Origin of the sequence: Bacillus sp. FSL K6-1338 (assembly GCF_038006965.1) — a bacterium.
GTDB classification, from domain to species: domain Bacteria; phylum Bacillota; class Bacilli; order Bacillales; family Bacillaceae_G; genus Bacillus_A; species Bacillus_A thuringiensis_S.
Genome location: NZ_JBBOWI010000001.1, coordinates 2,112,092 through 2,127,198, shown reverse-complemented (window position 1 = coordinate 2,127,198; position 15,107 = coordinate 2,112,092). Strand labels below are relative to the sequence as shown.

The window sequence follows — 15,107 nt, the reverse complement described above, 5'->3', positions numbered from 1 at the left end:
AAAAAAAGTCCAAACATCAAGTGTTTGGACTTTTTAAGGCATTCTATATTAGAAACGTTTTGCTAATTCACGAGCATTAGCAATTGCTGCTTCTTTAATTTCTTGTGCTTTTTCAGGGTTTGCATTCATACCTTCAACTGCAATATATTCAGTTTCATTTACTCCGACAAATCCTAATACAGTTTTTAAGTGATTACGACCGAAGTCTACAGCTGCGTATGCTCCTTCAGAATATACGCCACCTGTTGCTTGAATGTGAAGTGCTTTTTTACCTTCTAATAAGCCAACTGGACCATTTTCAGTATATTTGAATGTTTTACCTGCGATTGCTACGTTATCTAAGTATGCTTTTACTACTGGTGGATAGCTAAAGTTCCACATTGGAGTTACGAATACATAACGATCTGCATGCATAAATGTTTCTAAGTTTGTGTTCATTGCTGCTACTTTTTGTTGTTGAACTTCAGTTAAAGTTTCAAAGCCTTCACCTGCTGCAAATTTACCCCAAGCACCAAATACATCTGCATCGATTGCTGGTACAGTAGTATTGAATAGATCAATTGTTACAACTTCGTCTTGTGGATGCTCGTTTTTATAAGCCTCGATGAAAGCTTCCCCTACTGCCATTCCGAAAGAACCTTCTGCTGAATTTGGATTTGCTGTGATAAATAGTACTTTTGTCATTGTATTCTCTCCCTTTTTTCTCTTTATCTTTAATTCAAGATTTATTTTTCGAAAGTTAATAACTTACCTTATGTAAGTATAATACAAAAAGTTTTAATTAATGTCAATAAAAAATAGCTACTTTTTTTTCGTAAGTTAATGATTTATTTTGTTTCTTTAAAATTTAGTATACAGATATTAAGACTCCTCATACAAAAAGGCTATCTCTATAATTTATAGAGATAGCCTTTTATTACATATTATTTTTGAAAAACATGTTTTACTTTTTCAGCTGGAATGTTACTTCCACCTCTACCTTTTACATCTTCAATCATCATTGTAATAACCATATCTGGTGAATTCAAATCAAATGCAGCGAACCAGCCTAGTTCTTTTCCTTCGGCCTCTTTGGATACTTTTAATTCCGCTGTACCTGTTTTTCCAGCAAGAGTCATTCCATCAATTTTAGCAATTTTCCCTGTACCATCCGGATCATTAATTACTTTCGTCATAGCAGTTTTTAATATATCCTGATTTCCTTTAGAAATTACATTTTCTTTCCAAGCTTTTGGTTGTTTATCTGTTTTAATAATATACGGTGATGGAATCGTTCCATCATTTACAATTGGCGCATACGTTAAAGCTAAATGAAGAGGAGTCATTAATACTTGCCCTTGTCCATATCCTGTATCTGCCATTTGAATATCATTTTTAATACCGTCATTTGCAATTTTAGAAGCAGGGAATCCATATTCAATTGGTAATTTTTCATCGAATCCGAATTTTTTCGCTTCACTCATAAACTTGTCTTTTCCGATTTTCAATGCTTCTTGTGCGAAGTAAATATTATCCGAGTATTTCATCGCCTTATCAAAATCAATCGGATTTGCATCTTTCACACGCGTTACATAATAATTACCCCAAGAAGAATCTTTTGTCCATTTTAATCCTTCAATTTTTAACTCTTCTTTTGGATCAATCGTTTTCGTTTCAAGACCAATTGCAGCTGTAATTGGTTTAAATACAGAACCTGGTACCGATAATTGTGTAAAGCGATTCGTCATCGGTTTTTTCGGATCATTATTCCAAGCTTCGCGTTGTGCTTTCGATGTTCCTCGTGCAATTAAATTCGGATCATATGCTGGACTACTTACTAGTGCAATTGTTTCTCCACTTTTCGGATTAATTGCTGCACTTGAACCAGCTTCGCCCTTCATTTCATTGTACGTTTTTTCTTGAACAGCACTATCAATAGTTAAAGTTACGTTTTCTCCATCAACAGCATCTGTTTTTGCCAAGTTTTTAATTTCTTTTCCTTGTGCATCTTCTACAAAGACACGGCCACCTTTTTTACCGCGTAGCTTTTCCTCTAATACTTGCTCTAAACCAGCTTTACCAACTGGATCATCAGCTTGATAGCCTTTCTTTTGAAGCGTTTTTAAATCTTCAGCATTTACCTTTCCGATATAACCAGTTAGATGAGCTGCCGCTTCCCCTAATGGATATGTACGAACATTTACAGGTTTTGTTGAAACACCTGCTAAATCAATGTACGTATTTTGCGTTGCCCCTTCAGGCAAAATTCCAATTGGTACGAGATACCCTGGTTTTACCCATTTAGCAGCTAATTTTTGATCAATTTCTTCTACAGTCATATTTAACAACTTCGCTACTGTCTCTTTCGTTTGCGGAGCAGTATCGTCTAATTTTTCTGGAACTATTCCAATTTCAGAAGCTTTCCCATTCGTTGCAAGACCTTTTCCATTACGATCGTATATTTCACCACGTTTTGGCTGTGTTGTCTGCATACGCACTTTACTATCTTTCGTCATACCAGGGAAAATAAAATCAGGAGTCCAATCTATTTTCCAAGATTCTTTATCTCCATCTTTTTCTTTCACCATTTTTGCTTCATGGCCAAAAGTAATTTTACCACCAACTGTATCCATGCTTACTTTAAAAGGAACAGGGCCTTCATCTTTTTTATCTTCTTTTACTTCCCCTGTTTCTACCTTTAAGTCTTTTACTTCGATACCAGAATAAATTTTTTCATATTTCTCAGTAAACTCTTTCTTTGAAATATCTTTTTTTGCATTTTTTGATAGTTGATCATACATATCTGCAAATTTTTGTTTATTCCATGCTTTTACATATGTATCAAACGCTTCTTGTGGTTTTTCTTCTTTACCGCATCCAACTAACATGAATGTTAAGCAAAGAAAAAGAATCCCCCATATCTTTCTCAATCCATTCTCCTCCTCTTTCTATATTAGTAATTTTGAAAATTTTAGCATTTTTTACATGCTACCTATCATTATAGCACTATCGAATCTCATCTATAAACTTATATTGGTGAATATAAATAAAAAGATTGATGCGAATTCTCACATCAACCTTTTTTATTATTGTTGTTTCTCATATACATGGTAATAATACGTATACGGGTTTTGTTCATCCGTTAAACCTTTTTCCACAAAAATCTCTTTCCAATTTGTCATATCCATTTCTGGGAAGAATGTATCTCCTTCAAATGCATAATGGATTTTTGTTATATACAATTTGTCTACATAAGGTAAAAAGAGATCATAAATTTGCGCCCCGCCAAAAATAAAAATCTCTTCTTCATTTTTACATAGTTCAAATACTTCTTCTACAGAATGAACAACTTCACATCCTTCAACGTGATATCCTTCATTACGAGTTACAATAATATTACGTCTTCCAGGCAGCGGTCTACCAATCGCTTCATAGTTCTTTCTTCCCATAATAAGCGGGTGACCCATCGTTGTTTTCTTCACGTATTGTAATTCACTCGGTAAACGCCAAGGTAAATTATTATCTTTACCAATTACTCTATTTTCGTCCATTGCGACCATAAATGAAACAATCATTTTTTCATCTCCTCTACAATTATACTGCAACCGGTGCTTTAATTGCTGGATGCGGATCGTATCCTTCAATCGTTAAATCTTCCATTTCAAAATCGAAAACAGATTTCACATCTGAATTTAATGTAAGTTTCGGGAACGGACGTGGTTCACGTGCCAATTGCTTTTCTACTTGTTCAAAATGATTTGTATAAATGTGTGCATCTCCAATTGTATGAACAAATTCTCCTACTTCAAGACCACATTCATGTGCAATTAAATGTGTTAGTAGTGCATAACTTGCGATGTTAAATGGAATTCCAAGGAATATGTCACCACTTCTTTGATATAACTGACAAGAAAGTTTTCCGTCCGCTACATAAAACTGGAATAATGTATGACAAGGCGGTAATGCCATACTCGGTACGTCTTCAGGATTCCAAGCAGAAACGATTAAACGACGTGAGTCTGGTGTTTTTTTAATCATTTCAATTACATCTTTTAATTGATCAAGTGTCTCACCGGCTGTCGTTTTCCAAGCACGCCACTGTTTACCGTATACGTCTCCTAAATAACCATATTTATTTGAGAAATCATCATCTTCTAAAACGTTCTTTTTAAACAATTCCATTTGCTCATCGTACTGTACTTTAAATTCTTCATCTTGTTGTGAGCGAAGACCAAAATCAGTCATGTCAGGACCAGTATACTCGTCACTTTCCACCCAGCTCTTAAATGCCCATTCATTCCAAATATTATTATTATGCTGCAATAAATAGCGAATATTTGTATCACCTTTCATAAACCAAAGTAGTTCACTTGCTACAAGGCGAAATGGTACTCTTTTTGTCGTTAATAAAGGAAATCCTTTACTCAAATCAAAACGCATTTGATATCCAAATACAGATACAGTTCCTGTCCCTGTACGATCTTCTTTCTTCGTACCATGTTCCATTACATGGCGGCATAAATTTAAGTATTCATTTTCAGCATGTTTCATATGTAGGAAAACCTTCTTTCAATCGTATATGCAATTTATCATAACATGAAAAATGGTAAAGTTAATAATCCTAATTAATAAAATTTCTCCCACTAATTCTTACAAAATTATTAACTTTCCAAATTTAAAAAGGTTTTCATTTTCTATTACCGAAAGTATAGTGCGGTAGAACAAAATTTATATTTGGAGGTTAGAAGTATGTCTAAATTTGGAACGCCTGTTATGACTTCTTTACAAACAACGGTTGAAAAAATGATGAAGGATTTAAATGTTCCTGGTGCTGCTGTCGCTGTAATAAAAGACGGTGAAGTTATTATTTCAGAAGGTTTCGGCTATCGTAATATAGAAACAAAAGAGGCTGTTACACCGCATACTCGATTCGCAATCGGTTCCTCAACGAAAGCTTTTGGCACACTTTCATTAAGTTTGTTAACACAACAACAAAAATTTAATTGGGATAGTCCTGTCCAGTCTTTTATACCTAACTTCTCTTTATCTGAAGTACTTGCTAGCTCACAAGTTACCGGACGAGATTTAGCTTCTCATCGAACCGGTGTAAGCCGTCATGAGGCTCTTTGGTATAGCTCTTCCTTATCTCGAAAAAATCTCGTTGAAAAAATAAAACATTTACCACTTGATGCGCCGTTCCGAACAGCGTTTCTATATAACAACTTAATGTATACAACAATCAGCTACATTGTGGAAAATATTACAAATCAAACGTGGGAACAATACGTTACAGAACATATTTTAGAGCCTTTAAATATGAATCAAACAAACTTCTCTGTTACAGATTCACAAACTACAGATGATTATGCTTTACCTTACGTTGAAAATGAAGGTAAAATAAAAGAAGTTCCATTCCATAACATCGATACAGTTGGAGCTGCTGGGTGTATTAATTCTACAATTGAAGATATGGCAAATTGGGTCCTTCTTCACTTAAACAAAGGTAAATTTGGAAATCATGAATTAATCTCCTCTGAATTATTACAACAAATGTATACACCACATAATTCCATTCCAGATCAACCAGTTTTATCACTTCCTGAATCTCCATTAAATAGTTACGGTCTTGGTTGGTTTATTAGCGCTTACCGTGGTAATAAGGTAATTCATCATGGCGGTAATATTGATGGGTTTTCAGCACTTGTTTCATTCATACCAACAGAAAACATAGGCCTTGTCATTTTAACGAATGCTGGAGGAACATTACTTCCTACTTATCTCGCTAATCAAATTTATGACGAACTACTTGAATTAGAATCCATTGATTGGCATAAACGTGCTGTAGAAGATACTGAGAAAATGAAGGAAATGATGAAAGAAGCAACTGAATCGCTTCCTGAACAAATTAAAGGGACTACACCTTCTCACAAGTTAGAGGATTATACTGGTACTTTTGAACATCCTGCATACGGAACATTACAAGTATACAAACAAGATGATTCGTTATTTGTACAATTTATGGAGATGAAGGTTCAATTGCACCATCATCACTACGACATCTTCTCTGCAAAAATTGACTTATTCCAAATGAAAATGAGTTTATTATTCGCTTATGAAATGAATGTGAGTGGTGAATTCCCATCTCTTCAGTTACATGTGCCAGCTATGTTAAGTACTCAGCCGCTGACATTTAAGAAAATCAAATAATTATTTTGATGGTAAAAAATAAAGGTAGGTGCGAATCACACCTACCTTTTCTATTTCATATCCATCTTATCTGGTTGAAACCAAATCGGCTTCGATAGTTCAAAGTTTTTATGATCTTCTAATACAATATGAAGACGCTCTAACGTATCCTCCAACATATGCGGTGCTGCTCGTAATGTCCAGACAACTGATGAGAAAACTGTCATGCCAACGTACACCGCATATAATTTCCAGAACTCCTCTGGTATTCTCTCATTAAAGTATCCTTCTATTTGTCCGATTGAATATGGAATACTAATGTCTCTTGCAAATAGTGCAATTTTTACGAAATCATGCAGTGGGTCGCCCCAGTCATAACCATTAAAATCAACTACACCTACATATCTCCCATCCCGTACAATTATATTTTCTAAATGAAAATCATCGTGTTGAAATCGATTTGGGCGATCCTTTACATACATTTCATTTTCATCTATAAACTTAATAATTTTATCATCATTTTCAATTTTAATTCCGCATGTTTTATACGCCTCTAAATATTTCCTATGTTTTTTCATTGCTCTTTCATACCACGGAAGTATATTCTTAGGAGCTTCAAGTGTATGCATTTTCGCTAAATCTTTTCCTGCCTCTATGCCAATATCATATTGTTCTTTTGGTGAATACGTAGACAATAGTCTCTTCGCATCTTCCCCTTCTAAATATGAAAAAATACTATAGCATACACCTTCTTCTTCCAATATACCTATTTCAATTGGCCTTTGTGCCTGTACGTTACACTTTACCATTTCATTTAAAATTTGAAACTCTATTTTCTTTCTTTCATACTCTTTTATATCGCCTGTCCGAAATAAATATTTTTCATTATTCGCACTCATAATTATATATTTCTTGTCAGGCGAAAAACCTTTAGAAATTTCTTTAATATCCACTGCATCTTTTACAATTTGTATATTGTTTTGCTGCGCTGTAATTATCTTCATATCTATTCCCCTTACATTTCTGCCTTTGGTGTATAGGCAACTTCTACAATAAATCCATTCGGATCGTAAAAATCAATCGTATAGTAACCTTCCGAATAATGATTCATTTCAATTGGACCACGTATTACCTTCACTTTCGTACTAGAAAGAAAATCTGCTACTTCATCAACTACTTCTCTATGAATAGCTTGATAACAAATATGTCTAGGCCCTAACGTCCTTACGATTTCCTCATCTACTTCTTTAAAATATATTTCACTTTCTCCTGTGCTATATGCTACTTCATTTAACTTTCTCCATCCAATTATGGAAAACAACTTATTATAAAAAGAAATGGACTCCTCCAAATTCGCTACCCAAAATTCAATATGATGAATGCCTGCTCGAAGTGTATTCATATTAAGAATACGCTCCTTGTACTACTTCCACAATTTCCATCGGCTTATGAACCATATAATCTGGTGCATCTTTTTTCACTGTTTCAATGACATCATATCCCCAAGATACCCAAATCACGTTCACTCCAGCCTTTTTACACGCTGCTACATCTCGCTGTTCATCACCAACGTATAACATATCCTGCTCTGTTATCTTTTTCGATTTTAAAAATCTTTTTATCATTTTATCTTTACCAAACAGATTTTTAGAACAATACACTTCTTGTATATTTTCTATATCATTCTTGTGTAAAAATGCCCGAATATGCTCTTCTGAGTTAGATGATATAACCGCAATACCGTATCCTTTTTTATATAGTTCATCTAATACATCCTTCATCCCATGAAATAAAACAAGATCTTTTATAGCAGGCTGATATAATTTATAAAACTCCAACGCTAATATCGGTAATTTATACAGTGGTACATCGAGTTGTTTACATCTCTCTGGCATCGTTAATTTACGTAAATGTTCAATTTCTTCTTCCTTTACCGTTTTATATCCGTGCTTTTCAGCAATTTGATTATAAATTGGTACAAATATATTTTGCGAATCTACTAATGTGCCATCAAAGTCAAAAACAATGTATTTTTGCATCTCCATACTCCTTTTACTTCTTTTTTCTAAACCTATGTTATTCAACAACATAGTTGTCTGTCCCTTCTATAAACATAAAAAAGAACAAGATTTTCTCTTGTTCTTTTTAAGACAACCATTTCGGCGGTACATTTGTATTCCAATAAATATTTCCTAACTCATGATGTCCAGAGTATCCATCATCAAAACGGTGATAATGGAAATTAAAATAATAACCATCTTGCGGCGGATGATCTCTTCTTACATGGAAACGCAATAAATCATTTCCTGATTTCGTATCGTAGACGTGAAAAATCTTTTCATTATTTCCACCAGCTGGTTTTTGAGAAATCGCTAATGATTGTAGTGAGTCTTCTGGTACATCACTAGCAAGCTCAGCAATTGCCTCTTCAATTTTCGGTAATATTACATCTTTAAATTCATCTTCAATTACTGGACCAATTTTAGTACCAAACTTTTGCATCGACTGCTTCTCTGCTTCTTGCATTGCATAAGTAATAAAAGTATCGGTGGTTAACCTGTCATTCGTTTCTTCATATGTATAGGACGTGCTCTCCAAACTTTGTTGCCCAGCTGTGCTCGTAGGCTTGTCCGCAGCTTTGGCATTATCAAGCAATATGGAAGGAGGCGTCACTAAACCAAATGTAAATACGGTAATTAATGCGACTAAGGTTTTTCTAAACCAATTTGGCATTTATGTTCCCTCCCCTTTCACTCATTATTTTTTATATAACGGTGGTTTCTTCTATTATACAAAATGATTATAATTTTTGCACTTTACAATTTTGTTAACGTTCACATATTTTTCACTTGAATATGAAATTGTAAGATTTCATACAATATTAATACCACAATATTGAGGAGGCACTTGAATGACTTTAGATGTCATGTATTCCGCCGCAAGCATACTCGTTTTAGTATATTTTATTTATCAATGTGTTACAGACTAGAAAAAGAGCCGTCAATGGCTCTTTTTTTATGGTAAAAATACAATCCATACAATTAATAAAATAAAAACAAAGCCACCAATCACAGCTGGCAATAAATAAAACTGGGCAAGTATAACTATTGCATACAAGAGTATTGCTGGTAGTAGTAAATAACGATCTGCCTTCCACCTTAGCAAAAGTAATTTTCCTTCTTCACAATATAAATGAAGAAACATTTTTTTCGTAAATTCATTCCAATAATCACGCGCATAGCGAGAAATTGCAACTACAGTAAATACAAGAACAATAGCTGCAATCCACCTTGGAGTCATGATTATACTTGCAGTACTCATACATACAATTTGAATATAAAATATTCGTGCAGTACTTGTACGGAAAAATTCTTTCAAAAAAGATTCGATAATAAGAGAATCTGCTTTTTTTCCTAATAGTCTTTTAGAACGCGGAAACATCCACGGTTTTTTATTCGAGCTACTCGGTTTAGCTGCATGACCACCAACTTGCATAATTCCGCTCGTCCAGCGCATGCTTTCCTCTTTTTCTTTCTCGATTTCTTTAAAAAAGAACTTTTTATAATTCATTTTCTCTTTTACTAATACACTACTTAAGAAAATTACTAGACCGATAAATAGAATTGAATAATATAGATTTTTATAAATAAAAAATAAACTAATTCCAAAAAAGGACAAGCTCATAGAAAATACTACATTTTTTACAATCCATAAAACCCATCGTTTCCCCACCTGTACATGAATAAATCTTGTTAACAACGACAACATAAATCGAAATATAGTAAAGAATACCCAAAATAATACGACTTGTATCTCTGTTACTCCGATACTTTTCATCAACACTGGTAACATAATAACGACTACTATTACATTCGTTATCGCTATTCGAACAAATGTGTACATCATGCCATACTGGACTAATTTTCGCATATGTGTTGCATACGAAATTAAAAATAAACTATCCGCTTGCTCAAAAAACGAACGAACTCCTCTCGGATATGTTACTAGATAAAATGCGAGTAATCCTAATCCGAAATAAATCGTCTCTTCCATTGATAATTCATTTATCCATAGTGACCTATAATAGATTCCCATAAATATAAGTGTTGGAATAATAATATATAACGCGACTGTCCAATCTGTTACCGAACATATAGAATTCCACTTCCGCTGGAGCTCATGACATAATCTTTTATAAAATTGTTGTTTAATCATGTTGTTCACGCCTTACAATTATATCAAAACAGTCTAGTAATGAGCTATCCGGCATTTCCGCTAACATTTGAATAGATTCTAAATGTCCATCTGCGACTAATGTACCTTGTGAAATGAGTAAAAATCTTTCACAAATTTTTTCAGCAGTATCCAATACGTGCGTACAAAGTAAAATTCCTGCTCCGCGCTCTTTTTCTTTATATAAATAACTTAAAAACTCTTTCGTAGCTACTGGATCTAAACCGATAAAGGGTTCGTCAATTATATAAAAATCTGGCTCAGTTAAAAACGCCAATATTAGCATCGATTTTTGTTTCATACCTTTTGAAAACTTTGATAAATATTCATGTTTATGCTTATCCATTCGAAAAGTATGTAATAATTGTCCCGCTCTTTCTTCCCAGCTTCCCATTTCACTTCCACGAGCTGCCATTAATAATTCAATATGTTCCCAGAGCGTCAAGTAATCATAGTATGTTGGATGTTCTGGTACGTATGCATACGGATTTTTCTTTTCACCGAATGATATTTCACCGTCCATATTTACAAGTAATCCCAGCATCGTTTTTATCGTCGTACTCTTCCCAGCACCATTTGCTCCAATAAGAGCAACTAGTTCACCTTTTTCGATAGAAAAAGCTATATCACGAATTGTTTTTTCACCTATTTCATATCCAGCTGAGCGGATATTTACTTCTAACATGCATTTCCCCTCTTTCCATTTCCAATACAATCAAGGAAAAAGAATAACATATAACTATCTATATATCATTATAAAATATTTATTTTTATGGCAGGAAAAAACATTTTTTAACAGAATACTAAATGTTTGATTACATTTTATTGGAGTGGATAATATGTCTTTTCAAATTCGTGAAGCAACGATAGATGATATAGACGCACTTTGTTCTTTAACGAAAGAATTAAAAGGTTCCTCTATTTCCTATGAAGATATGAACAATCGATTACAATTCGTACAAATGAGTCCGTTTGATTTTTTATATGTTTACGAGGAAGAAGAAGCTATATTTGGATTACTTGGATTTCGTATACGTGAAAATTTAGAAGATGTAACACGTTATGGAGAGATTTCAATTATTAGCGTTGATTCTAACATACGACGTAAAGGCATTGGACAAGTTTTGATGGATTATGCAGAACAATTAGCAAAGAAACATAATTGCATTGGCACATGGCTAGTTAGTGGAACAAAAAGAGTAGAAGCTCATCCTTTTTACAAAAAATTAGGCTATGAGGTAAATGGCTACCGATTTGTAAAACATTTTTAAACTACTTATAAATTGAAGGGGCTATAACTATGACAAACATTAAAGCAATTTTCATTGATCGTGACGGTACAATTGGTGGTGACACTACAATACATTATCCAGGATCTTTTACATTATTTCCATTCACAAAAACATCCTTGCAAAAACTAAAAGCTAAGAATATAAAAATTTTCTCTTTCACAAATCAACCTGGGATTGCAGATGGAATAGCAACTGTAGCCGATTTTGTACAAGAATTAGAAGGCTTCGGTTTTGATGATATTTATGTATGTCCTCATAAACACGGTGATGGTTGTGAATGCCGTAAACCGAGTACAGGCATGCTGCTTAAAGCAGCAAAAAAACATGGGCTTGATTTAACACAATGTGCTGTAGTTGGTGATCGCTGGACTGATATTGTTGCAGGAGCAAAAGTAAATGCGACAACGATTCTAGTCCGAACAGGAGCTGGGTATGATGCTTTGCATACGTACCGAGACAAATGGGCACATATTGAACCAAACTACATTGCAGATAACTTTGAAGATGCAACAAACTGGGTTTTAAATCAACTATAATACAAAGGTAGCAAGTTCCCTTTTGATAAGCAGACATTGCAATTCAAATTATATTTTTTATTACTAACAGCAATTAACGTAAAGAAGGAATAGCTTAGTGGCTATCCCTTCTTTATTGACTTCTATCATTTACATTTGTTATCTGTTTTTATTGAGTATTCTCATCGTTTTTATACTCCAAAATATCCCCTGGCTGACACTCCAAAGCTTTACATATCGCTTCTAATGTTGAAAAACGAACCGCTTTTGCTTTCCCATTTTTCAAAATAGAAAGATTCGCCATCGTAATTTCAACCTTCTCCGAAAGCTCCGTTACACTCATCTTTCATTTTGCTAACATGACGTCAATATTAATAATAATTGTCATATCCGCCACCTCAAACTGTCAAATCATTTTCTGATTTTATGTTAATTGCTTCTTGTAGAAGGCGTTGAAGGATAGCGGTAAAAACAGCGCTAACGAACGAAGCAAAAATGATAATAAGTCCCACTAACCCAATAGGAGGTTCCATTTTCTTCACTATAAAATGAAAAAGTGGCAAACCTAATACATACAAACCACTGATTGTAACTGCACAGCGCTTTATATTCTTTAACGACTTTACAGATAATTCCGAGAACGCTGTGTTCTCGTCAATATACTGTAAAAGATTGAAAGCCTGATAAAGAGCAACATAAAAAGGCACAGCTGCTCCATACATCACAATAAAAACAAGATATTTTATCGGAGCGATATTAGGATACAAATTCGCTACAAAATTCGCCATTTCCGGCACTAAAAATATGCATAAGGCAAGCACTGCAATTCCAGAAAGAAAAATAATTACTTTTAAGAACGTTGTTGAACTTCATTTAAGGTTCATTTACAATAACTCACTTATTTAATGACAACATAATTTATCGTTTAACAATAAATAAATATCGTTTTATCGTTATTGTCATACTTTTTAATTTAGGAAAAAATAAAAAAGTATTTCTCATTACAAAGAAATTCTTTTTCTTGAAAATGCCTCTTTCAACTTAATTTTTTAAAACGTTAATTCGTAATGGAAATAACGATTATCTCTCAAATAACCATTTTCAGCATATAATCGTTGTGCTGATAAATTATCAATCTCTGTTTGTAATTTTACACCTTTTGCTCCATTTTCTAATGCGTATTCTTTAGCAGCTTCTAATAATTTTTTACCTGTTCCGGCTCCACGCTTCGCCGCTTGTACAAATAAATCATTTAAAATCCATAATTCTTTCATTGAAATGGAAGAAAATGATGGATATAGTTGTGTGAACCCAATATATTCGCCGTCTTCAACTGCTACGAAAATAACGGACTCTTTTTTCTCAATTCGGTTTCGTAAAAATACTTTTGCCCCTTCTAAATCAGAATCCTGCCTATAAAACATGCGATAGTTATTAAAAACTGATGCTAGTCCATCTAAATCTGCAATTGTTGCCTCATATATTCTCATTTTACTCCATTCCCCTTCCAATACTGTCTCATTATATCCGTTGCCCATTTAGGCTGGTGTATTTCTTCTTTCGGCATAAACTCTTTCATTATTGGTTTTATATCCAATATAGGAGTGCCATCAATAGCATCTAATCCCTCAACAATAATTGATTTACCTTCTCTTTTGATCACCTTTACAATTGTTACACCTATGCGATTCGGGCGATTTTTCCCGCGCTGTGCAAAAATACCTACTTCAGGATAATCCTTATTATTTCTAGGATGTCTAGCAAAATACTGAATTTGCTCGTCAGTTACTTTATGAAAATAAAAAACAACTTCAATATGAGAAAAATCTTCAATCCCTTGTATACTTTCTTCTGCATACATTTCAGTTAAAGTTATACGGGATCTTACTTCTCCCCACTCATCATCTTTTATTTCCTTTCTTTCATTATGTACAAATGCGATTGGTTGAACTGAAAACATGCGCATTCCCCCTTAAATGTAACCACTTACATTATAAAATATTTTCTGAATGTTTTCCAGATATATGAATTTAGTTTACATAATATAATTACATTCTATCTAGAGCTACCTTGACTGCTTCAATTGCATGTATATGAGTCGTATCAAATATCGGGACAGATACGTCTTCTTGCTTTATTAATAACCCTATTTCTGTACAACCTAATATGATTCCCTGTGCTCCTTTTTGCACTAACTCTTCGATGACTCTTTTATAATATTCTCTAGATTGAGATACTATTTTTCCTAAACATAATTCTGTATATATTACTTTATTTATTTCTTTTCTATTTTTTTCTGATGGTACTATTACTTTTATATTATTTTCTTCTATACGTGACTTATAGAAATCTTGCTCCATTGTATATGTAGTTCCAAGCAGACCAACCTTTTGAATGTCTTTTCTTTTAATTGCTTTTGCAGTTGCATCAGCAATATGTAAGACTGGAATATCAATTTTCGCCTTTATTTTTCCAACTACCTTATGCATTGTATTTGTACAAATGATTATAAAGTCTGCTCCTCCCTTTTGTAATGAATATGCCGCATTCCCTAGAATTTCTCCAGCACCATCCCAATCTCCGCTAGACTGACATCGTTCAATCTCTTCAAAATCCACACTATTAATCAAACATTTTGCTGAATGTAGCCCTCCTAATCTCTCTTTTATTTCTTCATTAATAATTCGATAATATTCAGAAGTTGATTCCCAACTCATACCACCTATAAGACCTATCGTTTTCATATAAACAACACCTACCTAAACTTTTTTATAAAACTAATAACAACGTTTTATTGTATATATTATACATAATAAAACAAGACTTTAAGTTTGAAATATAAAGTCTTGTTTTACGGAATTTAATATGGAAATAATAAAGAGTAATTGTACTTTCATTTCCA

At 33.5% G+C, this 15,107-nt stretch carries 18 protein-coding genes; 3 read left to right on the top strand and 15 right to left on the bottom strand.

The annotated features are described in order from the left end of the window. Window positions 1-48 precede the first annotated feature (48 nt). The 4 genes from NZ044_RS11070 to NZ044_RS11055 form a co-directional block, all read right to left on the bottom strand. On the bottom strand, window positions 49-684 hold the full coding sequence (locus NZ044_RS11070) for an FMN-dependent NADH-azoreductase (RefSeq protein WP_000170033.1): 636 nt from the start codon (window positions 682-684) through the stop codon (window positions 49-51). 239 nt (window positions 685-923) lie between these two features. Beyond that, entirely contained in the window at window positions 924-2,909 is a 1,986-nt protein-coding gene (pbpC, locus tag NZ044_RS11065) for a penicillin-binding protein 3 (RefSeq protein ID WP_001227237.1), read from the bottom strand. Between the two features lie 156 nt (window positions 2,910-3,065). Further along, on the bottom strand, window positions 3,066-3,554 hold the full coding sequence (locus tag NZ044_RS11060) for a dihydrofolate reductase (protein ID WP_000637208.1): 489 nt from the start codon (window positions 3,552-3,554) through the stop codon (window positions 3,066-3,068). A 19-nt stretch (window positions 3,555-3,573) separates the two neighbouring features. Further along, complete coding sequence (locus tag NZ044_RS11055) at window positions 3,574-4,530, bottom strand: thymidylate synthase (protein WP_081143866.1); 957 nt, start codon at window positions 4,528-4,530, stop codon at window positions 3,574-3,576. 198 nt (window positions 4,531-4,728) lie between these two features. On the opposite strand from NZ044_RS11055, the gene NZ044_RS11050 reads away from it, so the two are divergent. Beyond that, the gene (locus NZ044_RS11050) at window positions 4,729-6,186 is read left to right on the top strand and encodes a serine hydrolase (protein WP_000032719.1); all 1,458 of its coding nucleotides are present in this window, start codon (window positions 4,729-4,731) and stop codon (window positions 6,184-6,186) included. A gap of 50 nt (window positions 6,187-6,236) precedes the next feature. Here the strand turns inward: NZ044_RS11050 and NZ044_RS11045 are convergent, their stop codons facing one another. The 6 genes from NZ044_RS11045 to NZ044_RS11020 all read right to left on the bottom strand — a co-directional run bounded on the left by NZ044_RS11045 (window position 6,237) and on the right by NZ044_RS11020 (window position 11,083). After that, window positions 6,237-7,169, bottom strand: coding sequence for an aminoglycoside phosphotransferase family protein (locus NZ044_RS11045; RefSeq protein ID WP_016077781.1), 933 nt, complete (start codon window positions 7,167-7,169; stop codon window positions 6,237-6,239). An 11-nt stretch (window positions 7,170-7,180) separates the two neighbouring features. After that, window positions 7,181-7,567: a VOC family protein gene (locus NZ044_RS11040; RefSeq protein ID WP_001094667.1), complete on the bottom strand. Its 387-nt coding sequence runs from the start codon at window positions 7,565-7,567 to the stop codon at window positions 7,181-7,183. A 1-nt stretch (window position 7,568) separates the two neighbouring features. After that, window positions 7,569-8,204: an HAD family hydrolase gene (locus tag NZ044_RS11035; RefSeq protein WP_001174980.1), complete on the bottom strand. Its 636-nt coding sequence runs from the start codon at window positions 8,202-8,204 to the stop codon at window positions 7,569-7,571. Window positions 8,205-8,310: 106 nt separating this feature from the next. Next, window positions 8,311-8,898: a YpjP family protein gene (locus NZ044_RS11030; protein WP_001134421.1), complete on the bottom strand. Its 588-nt coding sequence runs from the start codon at window positions 8,896-8,898 to the stop codon at window positions 8,311-8,313. Between the two features lie 282 nt (window positions 8,899-9,180). Further along, window positions 9,181-10,380: an ABC transporter permease gene (locus NZ044_RS11025; RefSeq protein WP_000595437.1), complete on the bottom strand. Its 1,200-nt coding sequence runs from the start codon at window positions 10,378-10,380 to the stop codon at window positions 9,181-9,183. Then, window positions 10,373-11,083, bottom strand: a complete 711-nt coding sequence (locus tag NZ044_RS11020) for an ABC transporter ATP-binding protein (RefSeq protein ID WP_000895248.1) — start codon at window positions 11,081-11,083, stop codon at window positions 10,373-10,375. Before NZ044_RS11020 ends, NZ044_RS11025 begins: the two co-directional genes overlap by 8 nt. 154 nt (window positions 11,084-11,237) lie before the next feature. On the opposite strand from NZ044_RS11020, the gene NZ044_RS11015 reads away from it, so the two are divergent. Beyond that, window positions 11,238-11,669 carry a GNAT family N-acetyltransferase gene (locus tag NZ044_RS11015; protein WP_000009776.1) on the top strand — a complete coding sequence of 144 codons (432 nt, stop codon included), beginning with the start codon at window positions 11,238-11,240 and terminating at the stop codon, window positions 11,667-11,669. 29 nt (window positions 11,670-11,698) lie between these two features. Continuing rightward, window positions 11,699-12,226 carry an HAD-IIIA family hydrolase gene (locus tag NZ044_RS11010; protein WP_000181782.1) on the top strand — a complete coding sequence of 176 codons (528 nt, stop codon included), beginning with the start codon at window positions 11,699-11,701 and terminating at the stop codon, window positions 12,224-12,226. A 148-nt stretch (window positions 12,227-12,374) separates the two neighbouring features. On the opposite strand, the gene NZ044_RS11005 is transcribed toward NZ044_RS11010, so the two are convergent. The 5 genes from NZ044_RS11005 to NZ044_RS10985 form a co-directional block, all read right to left on the bottom strand. Further along, the gene (locus NZ044_RS11005) at window positions 12,375-12,548 is read right to left on the bottom strand and encodes a helix-turn-helix domain-containing protein (RefSeq protein ID WP_015945765.1); all 174 of its coding nucleotides are present in this window, start codon (window positions 12,546-12,548) and stop codon (window positions 12,375-12,377) included. 55 nt (window positions 12,549-12,603) lie between these two features. Further along, window positions 12,604-13,050 carry a DUF2975 domain-containing protein gene (locus NZ044_RS11000; protein WP_025989017.1) on the bottom strand — a complete coding sequence of 149 codons (447 nt, stop codon included), beginning with the start codon at window positions 13,048-13,050 and terminating at the stop codon, window positions 12,604-12,606. A 204-nt stretch (window positions 13,051-13,254) separates the two neighbouring features. Then, on the bottom strand, window positions 13,255-13,695 hold the full coding sequence (locus NZ044_RS10995; RefSeq protein WP_001223866.1) for a GNAT family N-acetyltransferase: 441 nt from the start codon (window positions 13,693-13,695) through the stop codon (window positions 13,255-13,257). Next, the gene (locus tag NZ044_RS10990; protein WP_000493250.1) at window positions 13,692-14,165 is read right to left on the bottom strand and encodes an SAM-dependent methyltransferase; all 474 of its coding nucleotides are present in this window, start codon (window positions 14,163-14,165) and stop codon (window positions 13,692-13,694) included. The genes NZ044_RS10995 and NZ044_RS10990 overlap by 4 nt, the downstream gene beginning before the upstream one ends. Window positions 14,166-14,253: 88 nt before the next feature. Next, window positions 14,254-14,949 carry an aspartate/glutamate racemase family protein gene (locus NZ044_RS10985; protein WP_000848566.1) on the bottom strand — a complete coding sequence of 232 codons (696 nt, stop codon included), beginning with the start codon at window positions 14,947-14,949 and terminating at the stop codon, window positions 14,254-14,256. Window positions 14,950-15,107 lie beyond the last annotated feature (158 nt).

Coding starts and splice junctions, on each gene's coding strand:
- NZ044_RS11070 (WP_000170033.1), bottom strand. CDS start 684: ATGACAAAAGTACTATTTATCACAGCAAATCCAAATTCAGCAGAAGGT.
- NZ044_RS11060 (WP_000637208.1), bottom strand. CDS start 3,554: ATGATTGTTTCATTTATGGTCGCAATGGACGAAAATAGAGTAATTGGT.
- NZ044_RS11055 (WP_081143866.1), bottom strand. CDS start 4,530: ATGAAACATGCTGAAAATGAATACTTAAATTTATGCCGCCATGTAATG.
- NZ044_RS11050 (WP_000032719.1), top strand. CDS start 4,729: ATGTCTAAATTTGGAACGCCTGTTATGACTTCTTTACAAACAACGGTT.
- NZ044_RS11045 (WP_016077781.1), bottom strand. CDS start 7,169: ATGAAGATAATTACAGCGCAGCAAAACAATATACAAATTGTAAAAGAT.
- NZ044_RS11040 (WP_001094667.1), bottom strand. CDS start 7,567: ATGAATACACTTCGAGCAGGCATTCATCATATTGAATTTTGGGTAGCG.
- NZ044_RS11035 (WP_001174980.1), bottom strand. CDS start 8,204: ATGCAAAAATACATTGTTTTTGACTTTGATGGCACATTAGTAGATTCG.
- NZ044_RS11030 (WP_001134421.1), bottom strand. CDS start 8,898: ATGCCAAATTGGTTTAGAAAAACCTTAGTCGCATTAATTACCGTATTT.
- NZ044_RS11025 (WP_000595437.1), bottom strand. CDS start 10,380: ATGATTAAACAACAATTTTATAAAAGATTATGTCATGAGCTCCAGCGG.
- NZ044_RS11020 (WP_000895248.1), bottom strand. CDS start 11,083: ATGTTAGAAGTAAATATCCGCTCAGCTGGATATGAAATAGGTGAAAAA.
- NZ044_RS11015 (WP_000009776.1), top strand. CDS start 11,238: ATGTCTTTTCAAATTCGTGAAGCAACGATAGATGATATAGACGCACTT.
- NZ044_RS11010 (WP_000181782.1), top strand. CDS start 11,699: ATGACAAACATTAAAGCAATTTTCATTGATCGTGACGGTACAATTGGT.
- NZ044_RS11005 (WP_015945765.1), bottom strand. CDS start 12,548: ATGAGTGTAACGGAGCTTTCGGAGAAGGTTGAAATTACGATGGCGAAT.
- NZ044_RS10995 (WP_001223866.1), bottom strand. CDS start 13,695: ATGAGAATATATGAGGCAACAATTGCAGATTTAGATGGACTAGCATCA.
- NZ044_RS10990 (WP_000493250.1), bottom strand. CDS start 14,165: ATGTTTTCAGTTCAACCAATCGCATTTGTACATAATGAAAGAAAGGAA.
- NZ044_RS10985 (WP_000848566.1), bottom strand. CDS start 14,949: ATGAAAACGATAGGTCTTATAGGTGGTATGAGTTGGGAATCAACTTCT.